The organism is Providencia sp. M-27, assembly GCF_011077905.1.
GTDB classification, from domain to species: Bacteria; Pseudomonadota; Gammaproteobacteria; order Enterobacterales; family Enterobacteriaceae; genus Providencia; species Providencia huaxiensis.
Genome location: NZ_JAALBT010000001.1, coordinates 707,644 through 722,774, shown reverse-complemented (window position 1 = coordinate 722,774; position 15,131 = coordinate 707,644). Strand labels below are relative to the sequence as shown.

Genomic DNA, 15,131 nt, shown 5'->3' with positions numbered 1-15,131 from the left:
CGTGTTAGTCACTCTTCAAGACTTAAAATCAAATATTTTTTTGATAGTGTCCTGTGAGTGCCCACACAGATTGTCTGATAAATTGTTAAAGAGCGTTGCAACTCATCTTTCGATGTCGACACCTGATTTCGTGAACCGGGTCGTTGTTGCGAGGAGGCGTATATTACGTTTTCCTCCGTGAGAGTCAAGCATTTTTTTGCTTTTTCTTTTCAGAATCTCTCGCTGCCGTTTCAGTGTTCATCGCGCTTTGCGTTGTCTTGTTCCCGGTCAGTGGATGCGCATTATAGGGAGTCAGAAAAATCTGGCAACCCCTTTTTTGCATTATTTTGTTCAACTGCTTGCTTATCACTCAAAACGACTATTTTTTGATTCTTTTTAAGGCTTCTGGCAGTTCTGCAATGCTACTAATAACAATATCAGCGTTATTTATTCCTTCATCTGTTACAGCTTCGCCACTTTTTACTAATACCGTTGTGCCAACTTTAGCTGCTTTTCCTGCTTGTATATCAGCGAGCTTATCACCCACCATAATAGAAGAAGCCATATCTATATTTAAAAATGATTGCGCATCTAATAGCATTCCAGGTTTTGGCTTACGGCAATTGCAGTCTTGGCGATATTCTTCAACATCAGCATCAGGATGATGCGGGCAAAAGTAAATACCGTCTAAGTCCACACCTCTGTCAGCTAATGACCAATCCATCCATTCAGTTAGTTGCATAAATTGGTCTTCTGTATAGATACCACGCCCAATACCAGACTGGTTAGTTACCACAACTAATGCATAACCCATTTTCTTTAATTCAATCATTGCCTCAATTGAACCTTCGATAAATTCGAAATCATCAATTTTGTGTACATAGCCATGATCGATATTAATTGTTCCATCTCTATCTAAAAAGACTGCTGGGATCCCGTTACTCACCTGTTCACTCCTAAAATTTAATCTCTTTTTAGTATCTCATGAAAAGAAATAAAAGGAGAATAGAATAAATAGAACAATCTTTATTGACTTAGACGTCTAGACGCCTTAACATCCAACATTATTAGATACACTATCTAAAAACAATTCAGATAAAGTTAGAAACTATAAATGATAAAGCTCTCAAATATTAATAAAGTTTTCCAGCAAGGAAGCCGTAACATTCAAGCGCTTACTGATATTAGCTTGCATGTGCCTGCTGGTCAGATCTATGGCGTTATTGGCGCTTCAGGTGCGGGTAAAAGTACGCTTATTCGTTGCGTGAACATGCTTGAGCGTCCAACTTCAGGCCAAGTTATTGTCGATGGACAAGATTTAACATCAATGACTGAAAAAACGTTGACGAGAGCACGTCGCGGCATTGGCATGATTTTCCAACATTTTAACCTGTTATCTTCACGTACTGTTTTTGATAACGTTGCTCTTCCTTTGGAGCTAGATAATACGCCTAAAGAAAAAATTAAAGAGCGAGTGAATGAGTTACTCGATTTGGTTGGGTTAACTGAAAAGAAAGATGCATACCCAGCAAACCTTTCTGGCGGACAAAAACAACGTGTTGCTATCGCTCGCGCATTAGCTAATTCGCCTAAAGTATTGCTCTGTGACGAGGCGACAAGTGCATTAGACCCCGCAACAACGCGTTCAATTTTAGAATTATTGAAAGATATTAATCGCCGATTAGGCCTAACTATCTTATTGATTACTCACGAAATGGACGTTGTAAAACGTATTTGTGATCAAGTCGCTGTAATAAGTGGTGGGCAATTAATCGAGCAAGACAAAGTGAGCGAAGTATTCTCTCACCCGAAAACACCTGTCGCTCAAGCGTTTATTCAATCAACATTAGTGATTGATATTCCAGATGATTATAAAGAACGATTAAAAACAGAGCCAGGTAAGGACTCATCACCATTACTCAAACTTGAATTTACAGGGCAGTCTGTTGATGCTCCTTTAATTTCAATGGCTGTACGCAAGTTTGATATTGATATTAATATTTTAAGTTCACAAATTGACTACGCTGGTGGCGTAAAATTTGGGGTGATGTTAGCCGAGCTACATGGCATTAATGGCAGCGTTGAATCCACAATTGCATTTCTGAAAGAGCATCACGTGAAAGTAGAGGTTTTGGGTTATGTCTGAGAGAATGATTTATCTGCTGATTAACGGCACAATTGACACTATCACAATGACCTTTGTTTCCGGCTTTTTGGGCTTTGTTTTAGGTTTACCATTAGGTGTATTGCTCTATATTACACGCAAAGACCAAGTAATGGAGAATGTAGGGCTATATCGAGCTCTTGCAGTTGTCGTAAATATTTTCCGTTCAGTGCCATTTATTATTTTACTGGTTTGGATTATTCCATTAACTTCGTTTCTTGTTGGGACGACTATTGGTTTAAAAGCGGCAATCGTGCCTTTAACAATTGGCGCTGCACCGTTTATCGCTCGCATGGTTGAAAATGCGTTATTAGAAATTCCAAGTGGCTTAATTGAATCAGCCCGTGCGATGGGAGCGACTCCGCTTCAGATTATTCGTAAGATTTTAATCCCAGAAGCATTACCAAGTTTAATTAATGCAGCCACTATCACATTAATTATGTTAGTCGGATATTCCGCCATGGGTGGTGCTGTTGGTGCAGGTGGTTTAGGACAAATCGCACTGCAATATGGTTATCAAACTTATAATCCTGTTGTGATGAATACCGTTATTGTTCTCCTCGTCATTTTAGTAAATCTAATTCAGTTTGGTGGCGAGTATTTAATGAAAAAAGTTTCACATCGATAGTTAGTAAAATAGCTGCGCCGTTGAGGTGCTTATAAAGTCCGTATTAAAGGGGTAAAACAATGTCTATTAAATTAAAATCTATCGCAGTTGTCGGCGCGCTATTAGGCACACTCGTTCTCACTGGTTGTGGTGAGAAAGAGAAAGATGCTAACAGCATTAAAGTTGGTGTGATCATGGGCAAAGAATTAGAAGTTGCTGAGGTCGCGCAAAAAGTTGCTAAAGAAAAGTATGGTTTAAATGTTGAGCTTGTTTCATTTAATGACTTCGTTTTACCTAATGAAGCATTGAGCAAAGGCGATATCGATGCAAATGCATTCCAACATAAACCTTATCTTGATCAGCAAATTAAAGATCGTAACTATAAATTAGTCCCTGTTGGAAATACCTTTATTTATCCAATTGCGGCTTACTCTAAAAAAATCAAGTCGGTAGATGAACTCGCTGATGGTTCACAAATTGCGTTACCAAATGACCCAACTAACTTGGGCCGTTCATTACTGTTACTACAGCAACAAGGTCTAATTAAATTAAAAGATGGTACAGGTTTAATGCCAACTGTTTTAGATGTTGTTGAAAATCCAAAGGATCTAAAATTTGTTGAGTTAGAAGCCCCTCAATTGCCTCGTGCTTTAGATGACCAAAAAATTGCATTAGCGATTATCAATACGACTTGGGCAAGTAGTGCGACACCTAAATTAACCCCAGCAAAAGATGGTTTATTTGTTGAAGATAAAGATTCACCATACGTAAATATTATTGTTGCTCGTGAAGATAATAAAGATAGCGAGAACGTAAAGAAATTTATTCAAGCATATCAATCGGATGAAGTGGCAAATAAAGCTAATGAAGTCTTCGATGGTGGTGCAGTTAAAGGTTGGTAATCTTTTTTATTATTTAAAAAGCGATTAAAATACTAGACGGCTTAACGCCGTCTAGTATTTTTTGTAATTTATAGACTATAAAAATATCACGGCATTATTTTGAACCACATAAGAAAGGTATAATTTATGAGACTGTTATTGCTCACTTTGGTGACATTTGTGTTAGCCGGGTGTGGAATTAACCAATACACGAGTCCAGGGCAAAATAAAGGTTTCACTAGTATGAAATTATCTAAACCTGTACCAAGTGTGACAGAGCCTGACACAGCAAACGTTAAATTAATGAATAGTCCAGAAGAGTTATTAGGGATGCCTTTCAAAGATTTGGGTGTTGTCTCTGGGGAATCTTGTCGAGAAAGCGTTCAAAGCCCTCCGGCAAATTTAAATACCGCAAAAAACAGCATGTTATCACAAGCTGCCTATATTGCTGCTGATGCCGTACTTTTACATCAGTGCCAAACCATGACCTCCCCGGAGTGTTATCAGGCAACAATTTGTGAAGGCAGTGCATTACAAATTGTTGAATAAAGATCTTATGCAATCTTTTCAGTTTAATGTTATTGGGCACATTGAATCTCCGTATAAAGAAAAGTTTGCAATCCCTCGCCAACCTGGACTTGTTCAGGGAGGTGCGGGGCGCTTACATTTGCATTCGCCATTTAACGACCCTAATTCGGTACGAGGACTCAATCAATTTAGCCATGTGTGGGTTTTATTCGTTTTTCATCAAACGATGGAAAATGGTTGGAAACCACTGGTGCGTCCTCCAAGACTCGGTGGCAATGAAAAAATGGGGGTTTTCGCAACCCGTTCAACATTTAGGCCAAACCCAATAGGTATGTCACTTGTTGAATTACATGGAATAACAGTAAAAAACAACCAGGTAATCCTTGAGCTTGGTAGCCTTGATTTAGTTGATGGCACTCCTGTTATCGATATAAAACCTTATTTACCTTTTGCTGAAGCAGTATCAAACGCAACCGCAGGGTATGCGCAGGACACTCCTTCAGATGATATGCAGGTTATATTTACCCCACAAACAGAAACTGAATTAGTTGCTTATCAAAATCACTATCCGGGCATTAAACAATTTATTTCACAAGTCTTAATGCAAGACCCTCGCCCCGCATACAAAAAACAATCGACTGAAACTCGTGAGTATGCAGTCCATTTATTAGATTTTAATATTCGTTGGCGAGTAATTGATGGTGTGACTGAAGTATTCGCTATCGAACCATGCGAAAAATCACGTTAACCCCTTTTGGCAAGCCTCCGTCACTGGTAGACTAGCTCACTATATACCTTGGCAAATAAATCGTTTGCCATAACTTATTGTTCTAATGGAACCTATACAATGCGTACTAGCAAATATCTGCTCTCAACTCTAAAAGAGACCCCTGCGGATGCAGAAGTTATCAGCCATCAGCTGATGCTGCGTGCAGGAATGATCCGTAAACTTGCTTCAGGTCTGTATGACTGGTTACCCACCGGTGTGCGTGTTCTACGTAAAGTAGAAACCATCGTTCGTGAAGAAATGGAAAATGCAGGCGCTATAGAGGTATCTTTACCCGTTGTTCAACCTGCAGATTTATGGCAAGAAAGTGGTCGTTGGGAACAGTATGGTCCTGAATTGCTACGTTTTGTTGATCGTGGTGAGCGCCCGTTTGTTCTCGGTCCGACTCATGAAGAAGTGATCACAGATTTAGTGCGTAACGAAATCACATCTTACAAACAATTGCCATTGAATTTATTTCAAATTCAAACCAAATTCCGTGATGAAGTTCGCCCACGTTTTGGTGTGATGCGTTCACGTGAATTTATTATGAAAGATGCATATTCTTTCCACATTAGCCAAGAATCATTGCAAGAAACCTATGATGCAATGTACGAAGCCTACACCAAAATTTTCACACGTATTGGTTTTGACTTTCGTGCTGTTCAAGCTGATACCGGTTCTATCGGTGGCAGCGCATCCCACGAATTCCAAGTATTAGCGAAAAATGGTGAAGATGACGTCATTTTCTCTACTGAATCTGATTACGCAGCTAATATTGAATTTGCAGAAGCATTAGCACCAACAACACCACGTGGCGCTCCAACAGAAGAAATGCGTCTGGTGGATACACCAAATGCAAAAACAATCGCGGAGCTTGTTGAACAATTCAATTTACCTGTTGAAAAAACCGTTAAGACATTGATTGTTCATGCGAAAAAGGATTCAGGCCATACACTAGTCGCTTTGTTAATTCGAGGCGACCATGAATTAAATGAAATCAAAGCAGAAAAACATCCTTTAGTCGCTAGCCCATTAGAATTTGCCACTGAAGCTGAAATCAGAAATGCGGTGAATGCAGGCCCTGGATCTTTAGGCCCTGTAAATATGCCACTACCGATTGTTATCGACCGTAGCGTTGCAGTAATGAGCGATTTTGGTGCAGGTGCAAATATTGATGGTAAACACTATTTTGGCATCAACTGGGAACGTGATTTAGCATTACCACAAGCTTTTGATTTACGTAACGTTGTTGAAGGTGACCCAAGCCCAGATGGTAAAGGTGTACTGCAAATTAAACGCGGTATCGAAGTTGGTCATATATTCCAATTAGGCACTAAATATTCAGAAGCAATGAAAGCTTCAGTCCAGAATGAGGATGGGCATAACCAAATCGTCACTATGGGTTGTTATGGTATTGGTGTAACGCGCATTGTTGCCGCTGCTATTGAACAAAGCCATGATGATCGCGGAATTATTTGGCCGGATGCTATTGCTCCGTTCCAAGTGGCTATTTTACCGATGAATATGCACAAATCTTATCGTGTTAAAGAAGTTGCAGAAAAACTTTATGCTGACCTAAAAGCAAACGGTATTGATGTAATTTTCGATGACCGTAAAGAGCGCCCAGGCGTGATGTTTGCCGATATGGAGCTGATTGGTGTTCCATACACTATCGTTATTGGTGACCGTAACTTAGACAACAACCAAATTGAATATAAATCACGCCGTAGTGATGATAAAGAACTGGTTGGCCTAGAAAATATCATTAGCTTCCTAAAAGGTAAGCTCGGTAAATAAAATAGGTTAAAAGCTAGAAAATAAAGCCCAAATGTCAGTTATTTCATTGAATTTGGGCTTTTTCTTTAAATATCGCGATACGAACCAATCTTAAAACCATGCGCCAAAATCTGTGATTTTAAACTCTCAGATGTTAATACTTCCAATTCATTTAAACGTGGATAAGCATAGTTACTTTTTAGTAGTGCATTATCAATAAAAGCAGGATGACTCATAACTTCAATAGAGTTATTCCCTTGCGCTTTAGCTTCATTAATAATATTCAAAAACAACGCTTCTGAAATTTCATCACCATAAAACTCACTACTGAAACAATCAGTGCTTGCCACTTGATATGATAATGGCGGCCAATTTTTCTCTAATTGGCGGTCAACTCGTAACGCAACACCCTTGTCTTGGGCGAAAGCTACAACAATTGGAAAAATACCCTCAATCATATGAACATGATGATGGCTATCAATATGGCTCGGTTTTCGACCAAAAATTTCGATAAATTTTTGATATTGCTGATTTAGTTCTTGTTCAATTTCAACCAATGGTAAGTCATTAATATCAATATCCCAAAGCCATTTACCCAACATTCCATCACGGCTGAGTGTCGGCATTGATGAGAAAGGCTTCCCAGCCGTTAAAACAAAATGCATACCCACAGCTAGATTCGGATTTTCTTGGCTTAATTTAGCTGCATGGGATATTGCGGGCATATTCATCATCGCGCTTGTAGAATGAACAACCCCATTACGATGAGATTCGATAATGCCGTAATTAACAGCTTCACAGAGTCCAAAATCATCGGCATTCACAATAAGTAATATAGCCATATGCTCTCCCTTAACACTATAAGCTATTAGCTTATTAACCTTCTTGCTCAAGCTGTTGTATTGCTTTAGCAAAGTTCGGTAGATATTTTTTATGAGCGATAAGTAATTCCTTAGAAATTAAACGCGCATCGTTATCAGAGTGAATTAATGGGTTCAAATTCATCGCCAATAATACATCATTAAACTGGCCATTTACTGCGGCTTGGCTAGTGGTAATTTCAAAATTTTTTAAGGTATAAATTAGGCCAAGGACTTTATCATCAAAGTGTTTTACACGTGGATGCGGTTTTGCACCATCACGGCCTAATATACATGTCATTTCGACTGTCCAGTCTTCAGGAATATTACCAATATGCCCATGATGTGGAATATTAACGTAGTGCTCAGTTTGTTTGTCATTGTATATCGCATTGATGACTTCACAAGCCGCATCTGAATAATAAGCTCCACCTCTTAATTCAAGCTCTTTAGGTTTTACATCTAATGTCGGGTTTTTGTATAGTTCAAAGAGTTGATGTTCAACTTTTTGGACAATTTGTGCCCTAGCGCCACCTTTATAATATTCGCCAAGCTCAATTGCTAGCATCTCCTTAGGTTTAAAGTAATACAATAAGTAAGAGCATGGGATCAGATTTAATCCACGAATTAGGCCTTCGTCAAAAGCAAGATCAGTAATGTTTTTAACTGAATTTGCACTTAACGTTCCAGAGGCAATACCCTCTAATAATTCATTAAATCGCGATGAACCATTTACAATAACATCTTTGATAAAAACCATATGGTTTAAACCAAATAAATCGATAGATAACTCATCGCTATTAGATAATTTTAAAACATCGGTAATAAACATTTTCATACCGATTGGGATATTACAAACACCAATAAAACGTTTGAAGTTGGTATGGCGATATACCGCTTCAGTTACCATCCCTGCTGGGTTGGTAAAATTAATCACCCATGCGTTAGGGCAGATCTCTTCGACATCTTTAATAATGTCAAAAATCACAGGTATAGTTCGTAGCCCTTTAAATAAACCACCAGCTCCATTGGTTTCTTGTCCTAAATAACCATGTTTTAAGGGGATTGATTCATCTAATTCACGTGCTTTTAATTGCCCAACTCTTAATTGAGTTGTGACAAAATCAGCGTCTTTTAATGCTTCTCGCCTATCAAGCGTTTTAAATATTTTGAGTGGTATATTGGCATGTTTAACCATTCGCTCGCATAAATTATAGATAATATCTAATTTTTCTTTACCTTCTTCAACATCCACTAGCCACAATTCAGTAATAGGTAATTCATGGTAGCGTTTAATAAAACCTTCCAGCAATTCAGGAGTGTAGCTACTCCCCCCACCAATAGTGACAACTTTTAATTTCTGTTTCTGAGTCATATTAACCTCATTGTACCTTTATAATAGACATAGAAAAGCACACCATCTTTATAAAAAAGATGGATATGCTAGAGATTTTTAGAAATGGAAAGCTTATTTAGGTAATAATTTAACCTACCATTTTTTGTTCAACACTAAATAGATTTTTTCGGTAATCACTCGGTGTTAATGAAGTTAGCTCTTTAAATTTTTTCACAAATAAACTTGGACTGCTATAACCTGATTCAAAAGCAATATCTGTAATTGAATAGTTAGTTATTTCAAGTTGCTTTTTAGCAAAATTAATTCTGATATCATTAATAATCTGCATTGGCGTTTTGCCATAATAACGTTTTGTTGCTCGGGTTAAGTATTCTTGTGATTTCCCCGTTATAGAGATCATATTTTGTAGAGCACTTTCACTAAACATAGCGATATCATGCATTTCTTCCAATGTACTTTTTAGCCACTGAGGTGCATCATCTCGCATACTTTTTTCACGATAATGACGCAATCGATTTACCACATTAAATGTAACTAATTCAATAAATTCATTAAATTCACTGTCGCGAAAATTTAACGATGCGATCACAGACTCTATATAAGCCATAAATTCATTTTTCAATTGATAGCCTTGTGATGCAACAAAACAACTTGGTAATAGTGGTAAATAATGTTTATCAAAAAATGATTTGCTAATACCTACATTCAATATTCGTGTTGGCCCAAAATCATAAGAGCTTTCGTGATAAGAGCCTATCGGAAGAAAAATAAAATCACCTCGCTCTAATAAAACTTTTTTTCCATTAATTATTTGATAACAACGACCCGTTAAAACGATCATATACTCATAATAATCATGTTGATGCAGTCCACTTGCACTCTCAACTTTATTATAAATAAAGACATGAAAGGTTTTATTATTAAAAAGCTCACTTTCTTGAACTAGTTTAACTTCAGCATTAGTGTCGGTTCTATTCATCAGTGCCTGCATCATGGCTCCCTCTCTAATGGTTTAATTTTTCATGTAACTCAATTAACTCTGTAATTAATTCACGGGCTAACATGGCATTCATTAAATGATCTTGTGCATGAACCAGAACTAAACTAACTTTGATCCGCCCCTCCCCCATATCACTTTCAATCAATTGAGTTTGCACTTTATGCGCCTCATTCAGCGAAGAGTGCGATTGCTCCATTAAACTTTTTGCTGTCGCAAAATCACCTTCTTTCGCCTTTTTTAATGCGGTATAAGCTAAGCTTCTTGCTTGTCCTGCATTAATAATCAGTCCCATGACAACTTCTTCAAGTTCATCTGTAGTGGTATCGTCTTGGATATCATTAAGTTCAAACATATTTTTATCTCTTTTTAATGGGAGGAGCTCGCTCCTCCCTATTTTAAAACTTCAGTGCGTTAGCAATATCTTCTTCACTTTCTTCTTCATCGATTGTGTTTTGTGCTTTATTCGAAATCACAACGAATGGAAGATAAACGAGTACCGCCACACCAAGGTTAAATAATGCAAGTAATAAGGCAGCGATACTACCATTAGTATTGAAGAATGCAGCTAGCCCTGTTGGCATTGTCCATGGTGCGATATTCGTCACTGGTGGGATAATCCCTAAATAATAAGCTGCAACCATTATTCCTGCTAATAGAGGCTGAATAAGAATAAATGGAATAAACATTACTGGGTTCATAATGATCGGCAGACCAAAGATAATCGGCTCATTAATTTGGAAAATACCTGCTGGTAATGCTAATTTCGCAACCTGGCGATGATCGGCACGACGAGATGCAATAAAGATAGCAATAATTAATCCTAATGTAGCCCCGGTTCCACCTAAGAATACATAGGAATCAAGCATCGGTTTTGCCCACATATGGAAAGATTTACCCGCGGCAATCGCAGCGTCAACTGAACCATACTCTGCATATAAAGACACGTTTTCTAATGCCCACGGAGTCATTATTCCACTGTCTAATGCGGTTAATGCGAGAGAGCCGTGAATACCAAAGAACCATAATAGAGAGGTAAATACAACATATGCCCAGCCAACAACATTCCCCATAGAGGCAAGTGGTGTGGATACTGTGTCCATAATGATTTGATGGAAATTACTACTAATACCACTTAGTGCCCACGACACAATTCCCATAATCGATAAGATAATAAAACCAGGAATAAGTGCAGAAAATGAGCGAGATACGGATGGCGGTACGCTATCAGGTAATCTAATCACCCAATTACGGCGAACAATAAAAGTGAACATTTCAGCAACGACTAACCCTAGAATAATCCCTGAAATGATATTTGCCCCACCGAGCCAATTAGCACCAACGGCATAAGCACCATTGACGTCATATGGTGTGACTGTCATAAAAGAAGCAACAGCCAACAAACCAGCAGCAAGTGGATCAACCTTGCGCTCTTCCGCAAGTGCCATTGCAATAAAGAAAGGGGCCATTAAGGACATAATTCCCAATGTCCCGTTATAAACGTTTCCACCAATGGCTTTAAAACCATTTAGTGTTTCTATCGTTGAAGGCTCTAGTCTAACCCCCAAAGAATAGAAAAATGACCCTGTATCAAAGCTCAGAAAAACATTATTAATTAACACAAACATTGCCCCAACTAAGGTCAGAGGCATAATTCGAATAAAACCATTCTTTATTGCATTAACATGAGGTTGCTTTCCCAATCTAACCGCGAATGGAAGGAGTACCTTTTCAAGCGAAGTGATAAAAAGACTCATAAAAATACCCTCAATTTTTTGAGTGTGCTCCATTCTTAACTCATTACGTTATATTAATAGCATTAATGTTGATGGAGTTATTATGTTGTAGAGGTAGTAAATAGCTTGTGGGTATTAGCTTGCTGTCTGTTTTCTTATAATTGCAACAGCGGCTTTTAGTACACCAAGCCCATCCACTTTTCCGTATAAAAGTGAATCAATAACTTCAACTGGCTTATTAGGCAATAATTTCTGAATATCAGATAACATCCATGCAATTTGCGGGCCCAGCAATATGACATCCGCATCTACACCTTTTTCTGAAGCTAAGCTTTCAGGGAAGGCTTCTATATTGACAGGTACATCGTATTTTTCTGCTTGCTGTCTCATTTTGTTAACTAGCAGTGAGGTAGACATTCCTGCAGAACAAAATAGATAAATATTTTTCTTATTCATTCCTTATCCTTTGATTCGTTCTATTTTTCATTACCGCTGTGACTTATAAATTTTCTTATAGACTTATCATGTAATCAAACCTTGCACACTAAAGAAAATAATTATCTCTAGTTGAATGGAGTATACTGCCTTCCCTGCATTTCCGATAATTCAAACTAGCTAACAATTGTCTCCTATTGACCAATAGCCATGACGACCTTCACATTTATATAAATATTTTGCGTCAATAAAAAAGTTATACTGATATCAAATAATGATAAAAATGAATGAGAATTAGGTAATACGAGGTTTTAGTTGATAATTTAGGAAACCTGAAACAAAAAAGACCCACTTCAACAGAAGTGGGTCTCAGGCTGCGGCCAAACATATGATGTTTGGCCGCAAGTTTAATAGGTTTTGAAATAAATTAATTACAAGAAGCCGTTTTGTCGAATTTAATTGCACCTGTTGGTACTAAAGCAGCATCAAACTGGCCATCTTCCATTGAAGGGCGGATTGTATAATAACCTTCAATTTCAGCGTAGACAGGTGTACCACCATCTACCCCCGTTTCACCATATGCTTTTTCTAATTCAACACCAGAAACAGCGTATTGGCGACCACTATCGCACTCTTTGAAAACAGCTGCATCTGCCATATAGCGGTACTGCCCCACTTTTTTACTTGGCTTAACTTGGTCTAGTGTATAATTCATCTGTGTTTCAATCGGATTACCTTCTAAATCCAGTAAGGTCACTGATTGGCCATCTGCCGATTGGGCAAAATAAGTACTTTCACCTTTAGGATTAGTTGCACGTAATTTGTTATTTTCTATATCCCATTTACCAGTATCATGGAAAGCGGTATCGCCATCTCGGGTTCCTAAATAAACGAGTTGCTCAACATAACTACCATCTTGGTTAACTAACAATGTTGCCTCAATACCAGAGCAATCAGCGCAAGGTAAAACCCCTGTATACACTTTATCGACTGGTGCTGTATCGGTATTTTTTGTCGCACTCTGGCAACCAGCTAACGTAATGCTTCCAGTCACCATTAAGACTAACATTAGTGATTTTTTCATTATAATTCCCTTAAAACCGTGGATTTTGACTTATTAACCAATGTAAACATCATAGCATTTCATCTAATAAAAATATGGCATACCTAAGAAAATTCGGACATTACTGATAAAATACGTCATGCATTGATTTGGTGAATAAGAATTGTCTTTTTCCCTTCGCTGTGATTATAGTTATTAAAGTTACTGTGCTATTATCGTATTAAGCACATTTCTGCTTGGTACAACATGTTCAAGGCGGCAATAACCGCCACTAACACAGTGGTGAGGGAATATGTCTACAGATACTGAATATCAACCTATCAATTGTGATGATTACGAATATCTAGAAATCGCATGCCAACGTCAGCTAAAGTTGCAAATAGCACTTAATGACGGCATGAATATTGAGGGGCAGGCCAGTGATTTACTCCTACGAAAAAAAGTTGAGTACCTGATTGTTGAAACACATGAAGGAACCAAGGAGTTAAGATTGGATTGCATAATTTCCTTCAGTCATCCAGAAATCGGCACGATTGTTGTCGACCACTCTCACTAATACTCACGATTTTGAGTCCTTCTATAGCCCCTTATGGTAATCACAGTCATAAGGGGCTTCTCATTAGTTCAACATCTTAAATTCACCCTCTTTTTGCCAATCGATGGCAATACCCAGAGACGCTTCATCAACTAGCCCTTCAGGGGTAATAAAGCACCCTACTGCGGTAATGAGCTGGTCGTTATAATAAATTAATGGCACTCTTTCTCTCATCCATGGAGCTACGCCTAATTCTTGCCAGATCTTCTTACTGCTTCTGGAACGATGACGCCCTACAATGTTTAGCGTGCCTTGCAGCCCAAAACGAATTGTCACAATTTCATCTGGTTTGGGCGGACGTATTTGCCCCTCACCTTCCATAATCTGTAAAATTCCTAAAGATCCAGGCAATTCAAAGACATCAGGGAAATTCCATTCAAACTGTTGATTTACTAAGCTATTAATACGCTTAACAACCCACAATGCGCCTTGATAACGACGAATTTCAAATTGCCCTAACTGGCAAATAGGGTCAGCGTCTTGCCGAGCTAACGCCACTTCTTGCCAAATTCGTTCCAATTGGTTAAATGGCGGCATTGGTAACTGGTGCAACCCAACCCAGCGACGGATGAGTGCATTGCGCTTTGATGATGAGCAGGCTTTCAGGTCATCAATAAATAGCCCACCTCGATAGTCCATCATGTTTTCAAGGGTATCTTTTAATAATTCATCGAGTAAGCTTTCTTGCTCCGCACATAGCGCTGCACTACGGGCCACTGCACTGGAAAAGTGAGGCCAGCGCTCAACCAAAATGGGCATGATATTCAATCGCAAAAAATTTCTATCATAACGGTCATCTTGGTTACTATCGTCTTCAACCCACGATAATTTCTGCTCTTGCATATAAGTTTCTAGCGCTATGCGAGGCGTTGTAAGTAATGGACGTAACAACCATGTTGAGCCACTACACGCTGTAAAAGCTAATAATTCAGGCATTGAAGATAACCCAGCAGGCCCACTGCCACGCTTTAACGCTAACATGAAAGTTTCTGCTTGGTCATCAAGGTGTTGAGCTGTGACTAACACCTCACCACCTTGTAATTCTTCTCGGTAAGCCTGATAACGAGCATCTCGTGCCGCAGCTTCAATTCCTTTTTGGCTCGAGTCAACCACTACATGTCTGCAAATGAAAGGAATGTCCCACTGTAAACATAATTGAGCACAGTGCTGCTCCCATTCATTTGCTTTACTATTCAACCCATGGTGAACATGAATAGCGCGGATTTCTAGTGAAGGGAGTTGCTGTTGCCGAATAAGATAAAGCGCATGTAATAAAACAGTTGAATCAATACCGCCACTAAATCCCACTAGAATTTTTTGAATACCATTTATTTTATTGAGAACCCGTTCAACAATGACTTGCGAATGCTGTATCATTTATTCG

16 protein-coding genes are annotated in these 15,131 nt (G+C 38.5%); 7 read left to right on the top strand and 9 right to left on the bottom strand.

Going from position 1 to position 15,131, the window contains the following annotated elements; genetic code table 11:
- Window positions 1–358: 358 nt before the first annotated feature.
- Window positions 359–925, bottom strand: coding sequence for a D-glycero-beta-D-manno-heptose 1,7-bisphosphate 7-phosphatase (gene gmhB / locus G6Q48_RS03345; RefSeq protein ID WP_102139911.1), 567 nt, complete (start codon window positions 923–925; stop codon window positions 359–361).
- A 168-nt stretch (window positions 926–1,093) separates the two neighbouring features.
- On the opposite strand from gmhB, the gene metN reads away from it, so the two are divergent.
- The 6 genes from metN to proS all read left to right on the top strand — a co-directional run bounded on the left by metN (window position 1,094) and on the right by proS (window position 6,725).
- On the top strand, window positions 1,094–2,125 hold the full coding sequence (gene metN, locus G6Q48_RS03340; RefSeq protein WP_166264483.1) for a methionine ABC transporter ATP-binding protein MetN: 1,032 nt from the start codon (window positions 1,094–1,096) through the stop codon (window positions 2,123–2,125).
- Window positions 2,118–2,771: a methionine ABC transporter permease MetI gene (gene metI / locus G6Q48_RS03335; protein WP_004257375.1), complete on the top strand. Its 654-nt coding sequence runs from the start codon at window positions 2,118–2,120 to the stop codon at window positions 2,769–2,771. Before metN ends, metI begins: the two co-directional genes overlap by 8 nt.
- A 59-nt stretch (window positions 2,772–2,830) precedes the next feature.
- The gene (locus G6Q48_RS03330) at window positions 2,831–3,652 is read left to right on the top strand and encodes a MetQ/NlpA family lipoprotein (protein WP_004257378.1); all 822 of its coding nucleotides are present in this window, start codon (window positions 2,831–2,833) and stop codon (window positions 3,650–3,652) included.
- 126 nt (window positions 3,653–3,778) lie between these two features.
- Window positions 3,779–4,180: an Rcs stress response system protein RcsF gene (gene rcsF / locus G6Q48_RS03325; protein WP_166264481.1), complete on the top strand. Its 402-nt coding sequence runs from the start codon at window positions 3,779–3,781 to the stop codon at window positions 4,178–4,180.
- 7 nt (window positions 4,181–4,187) lie between these two features.
- A complete protein-coding gene (tsaA, locus tag G6Q48_RS03320) occupies window positions 4,188–4,907 on the top strand; it encodes a tRNA (N6-threonylcarbamoyladenosine(37)-N6)-methyltransferase TrmO (protein ID WP_102139964.1) in 720 nt (239 codons plus the stop codon).
- A gap of 99 nt (window positions 4,908–5,006) precedes the next feature.
- Window positions 5,007–6,725 (top strand): proline--tRNA ligase, encoded by a 1,719-nt coding sequence (gene proS / locus G6Q48_RS03315; RefSeq protein ID WP_102139915.1) that lies wholly within the window; start codon window positions 5,007–5,009, stop codon window positions 6,723–6,725.
- 65 nt (window positions 6,726–6,790) lie between these two features.
- On the opposite strand, the gene chbG is transcribed toward proS, so the two are convergent.
- The 7 genes from chbG to G6Q48_RS03280 form a co-directional block, all read right to left on the bottom strand.
- Window positions 6,791–7,546 carry a chitin disaccharide deacetylase gene (chbG, locus tag G6Q48_RS03310; RefSeq protein WP_166264479.1) on the bottom strand — a complete coding sequence of 252 codons (756 nt, stop codon included), beginning with the start codon at window positions 7,544–7,546 and terminating at the stop codon, window positions 6,791–6,793.
- Between the two features lie 34 nt (window positions 7,547–7,580).
- A complete protein-coding gene (locus G6Q48_RS03305; RefSeq protein WP_166264477.1) occupies window positions 7,581–8,939 on the bottom strand; it encodes a 6-phospho-beta-glucosidase in 1,359 nt (452 codons plus the stop codon).
- Window positions 8,940–9,048: 109 nt separating this feature from the next.
- Window positions 9,049–9,915 (bottom strand): transcriptional regulator ChbR, encoded by an 867-nt coding sequence (gene chbR, locus G6Q48_RS03300; protein ID WP_102139918.1) that lies wholly within the window; start codon window positions 9,913–9,915, stop codon window positions 9,049–9,051.
- A 10-nt stretch (window positions 9,916–9,925) separates the two neighbouring features.
- Window positions 9,926–10,273, bottom strand: a complete 348-nt coding sequence (chbA, locus tag G6Q48_RS03295; RefSeq protein ID WP_102139919.1) for a PTS N,N'-diacetylchitobiose transporter subunit IIA — start codon at window positions 10,271–10,273, stop codon at window positions 9,926–9,928.
- Between the two features lie 43 nt (window positions 10,274–10,316).
- The gene (gene chbC, locus G6Q48_RS03290; protein ID WP_036957985.1) at window positions 10,317–11,675 is read right to left on the bottom strand and encodes a PTS N,N'-diacetylchitobiose transporter subunit IIC; all 1,359 of its coding nucleotides are present in this window, start codon (window positions 11,673–11,675) and stop codon (window positions 10,317–10,319) included.
- Window positions 11,676–11,789: 114 nt separating this feature from the next.
- Window positions 11,790–12,110 carry a PTS sugar transporter subunit IIB gene (locus G6Q48_RS03285; RefSeq protein ID WP_102139920.1) on the bottom strand — a complete coding sequence of 107 codons (321 nt, stop codon included), beginning with the start codon at window positions 12,108–12,110 and terminating at the stop codon, window positions 11,790–11,792.
- Window positions 12,111–12,516: 406 nt separating this feature from the next.
- A complete protein-coding gene (locus G6Q48_RS03280) occupies window positions 12,517–13,173 on the bottom strand; it encodes a copper resistance protein NlpE N-terminal domain-containing protein (RefSeq protein WP_166264474.1) in 657 nt (218 codons plus the stop codon).
- A 271-nt stretch (window positions 13,174–13,444) separates the two neighbouring features.
- Here G6Q48_RS03280 and rof point away from each other — a divergent pair, with 271 nt between their 5' ends.
- Window positions 13,445–13,708: a Rho-binding antiterminator gene (gene rof, locus G6Q48_RS03275; protein ID WP_102139922.1), complete on the top strand. Its 264-nt coding sequence runs from the start codon at window positions 13,445–13,447 to the stop codon at window positions 13,706–13,708.
- Window positions 13,709–13,771: 63 nt separating this feature from the next.
- Here the strand turns inward: rof and tilS are convergent, their stop codons facing one another.
- Window positions 13,772–15,124: a tRNA lysidine(34) synthetase TilS gene (gene tilS, locus G6Q48_RS03270; protein ID WP_166264472.1), complete on the bottom strand. Its 1,353-nt coding sequence runs from the start codon at window positions 15,122–15,124 to the stop codon at window positions 13,772–13,774.
- Window positions 15,125–15,131 lie beyond the last annotated feature (7 nt).

Coding starts and splice junctions, on each gene's coding strand:
- metN (WP_166264483.1), top strand. CDS start 1,094: ATGATAAAGCTCTCAAATATTAATAAAGTTTTCCAGCAAGGAAGCCGT.
- metI (WP_004257375.1), top strand. CDS start 2,118: ATGTCTGAGAGAATGATTTATCTGCTGATTAACGGCACAATTGACACT.
- G6Q48_RS03330 (WP_004257378.1), top strand. CDS start 2,831: ATGTCTATTAAATTAAAATCTATCGCAGTTGTCGGCGCGCTATTAGGC.
- rcsF (WP_166264481.1), top strand. CDS start 3,779: ATGAGACTGTTATTGCTCACTTTGGTGACATTTGTGTTAGCCGGGTGT.
- tsaA (WP_102139964.1), top strand. CDS start 4,188: ATGCAATCTTTTCAGTTTAATGTTATTGGGCACATTGAATCTCCGTAT.
- proS (WP_102139915.1), top strand. CDS start 5,007: ATGCGTACTAGCAAATATCTGCTCTCAACTCTAAAAGAGACCCCTGCG.
- chbG (WP_166264479.1), bottom strand. CDS start 7,546: ATGGCTATATTACTTATTGTGAATGCCGATGATTTTGGACTCTGTGAA.
- G6Q48_RS03305 (WP_166264477.1), bottom strand. CDS start 8,939: ATGACTCAGAAACAGAAATTAAAAGTTGTCACTATTGGTGGGGGGAGT.
- chbR (WP_102139918.1), bottom strand. CDS start 9,915: ATGATGCAGGCACTGATGAATAGAACCGACACTAATGCTGAAGTTAAA.
- chbA (WP_102139919.1), bottom strand. CDS start 10,273: ATGTTTGAACTTAATGATATCCAAGACGATACCACTACAGATGAACTT.
- chbC (WP_036957985.1), bottom strand. CDS start 11,675: ATGAGTCTTTTTATCACTTCGCTTGAAAAGGTACTCCTTCCATTCGCG.
- G6Q48_RS03285 (WP_102139920.1), bottom strand. CDS start 12,110: ATGAATAAGAAAAATATTTATCTATTTTGTTCTGCAGGAATGTCTACC.
- G6Q48_RS03280 (WP_166264474.1), bottom strand. CDS start 13,173: ATGAAAAAATCACTAATGTTAGTCTTAATGGTGACTGGAAGCATTACG.
- rof (WP_102139922.1), top strand. CDS start 13,445: ATGTCTACAGATACTGAATATCAACCTATCAATTGTGATGATTACGAA.
- tilS (WP_166264472.1), bottom strand. CDS start 15,124: ATGATACAGCATTCGCAAGTCATTGTTGAACGGGTTCTCAATAAAATA.